The organism is Nonomuraea terrae (assembly GCF_004348995.1).
Lineage (GTDB): Bacteria > Actinomycetota > Actinomycetes > Streptosporangiales > Streptosporangiaceae > Nonomuraea > Nonomuraea terrae.
In genome coordinates, this window is sequence record NZ_SMKQ01000437.1 from 1 (window position 1) to 1522 (window position 1522).

Below are 1522 nucleotides of genomic sequence, written 5' to 3' on the forward strand. Positions count from 1 at the left end.
GCTGGGCGGGCGCGTGGGCGTGATCCTCTCCGACACGTTCGGGCGGCCGTGGCGCAACGGCCTCACCGACGTGGCCATCGGCGCGGCCGGGGTGCGCCCGCTCGACGACTTCCGCGGCACGTCCGACACGTACGGCAACCCGCTGAGCGCCACGGTGACGGCCCTGGCCGACGAGATCGCGAGCGCGGCCGAGCTGGTCAAGGGCAAGCTCGCCGGGGTTCCTGTGGCGATCGTGCGCGGCCTCGCCCACCTGGTGACCGACGACGACGGGCCCGGGGTCAGGCCGCTGGTGCGCCCGGCCGACGAAGACCTGTTCCGCTACGGCTCGCGTGACGTCGTCTTCGCCCGCCGTACGATCAGGGAGTTCTCCGACCGGCCGGTCGATCCGCAGGCGGTGCGCCGGGCGGTGGCGGCGGGCATCGCGGCGCCCGCGCCGCACCACACGACGCCGTGGCGGTTCGTGCTGCTGGAGTCGGCCGCGACCCGCACGAAGCTGCTCGACGCGATGCGCGAGGCGTGGATCACCGACCTGCGCGGCGACGGGTTCTCCGAGGAGTCGATCGCCAAGCGGGTCAGGCGCGGCGACGTGCTGCGCAACGCCCCCTACCTGGTCGTGCCGTGCCTGGTCATGGAGGGCTCCCACACCTACCGCGACGACCGGCGCAACGCCTCCGAGCGCGAGATGTTCGTGGTGGCGACCGGCGCGGGCGTCCAGAACTTCCTCGTCCAGCTCGCCGTCGAGGGGCTCGGGTCGGCGTGGGTGTCGTCCACGATGTTCTGCCGCCCGGTCGTCCGTCAGGTGCTCGACCTGCCCGAGACGTGGGACCCGATGGGCTGCGTGGCCGTGGGGCAGGCCGCCGCGCCGCCGCGCGATCGGGCGCCCCGCGACGCGGCCGACTTCATCGTCACGCGCTGACACGCAGTCAGAAGGCATTTACCGTTAGGAAACTTTCCTTTACATTTGAGGCATCCCCCCATGTAAAGGAGCCGCTTCAATGAGAAGGACTCTGACGTTGGCCGCCGTGGCGGTGATCGCGTTCGCCACCACGGTGTTCAACACGACGCCGGCGTTCGCCCACGGCTACGTCAACGCGCCCGCGAGCCGGCAGGCCAACTGCGCGGCGGGCAAGGTGCCCGACTGCGGCAACATCGTCTACGAGCCGCAGAGCGTCGAAGGGCCGAAGGGGCTGCGCAACTGCCACGCCAACATCCCGCAGTTCGCCCAGCTCAGCGACGAGAGCAAGCCGTGGCCGGCCACGTCGGTGGGCAATCGGGTGACCTTCACCTGGACGTTCACCGCCCGGCACGCGACGCTCAACTACGAGTACTACATCGGCAACACGCGGGTGGCCGTCTTCAACGGCAACGGCCAGCAGCCGCCGCAGACGGTCTCCCACACGGTCGACCTCTCCGGCTACTCGGGCCGGCAGAAGGTGCTCGCGATCTGGAACATCTCCGACACCGCCAACGCCTTCTACTCCTGCATCGACCTGCAGGTCGGTGGCAGCGGCAACCCGAACCC

Annotated in this window: 2 protein-coding genes; both read left to right on the forward strand. The window is 70.6% G+C overall.

Annotation, left to right across the window (positions count from 1 at the left end):
• Nucleotides 1-916 (forward strand): coenzyme F420-0:L-glutamate ligase (locus E1286_RS47215; RefSeq protein ID WP_132623946.1); only part of this gene is annotated, 916 nt, incomplete at its 5' end.
• A 79-nt stretch (nt 917-995) separates the two neighbouring features.
• Nucleotides 996-1522: lytic polysaccharide monooxygenase auxiliary activity family 9 protein (locus E1286_RS47220; RefSeq protein WP_132623948.1), on the forward strand; the 527-nt coding region annotated here is incomplete at its 3' end.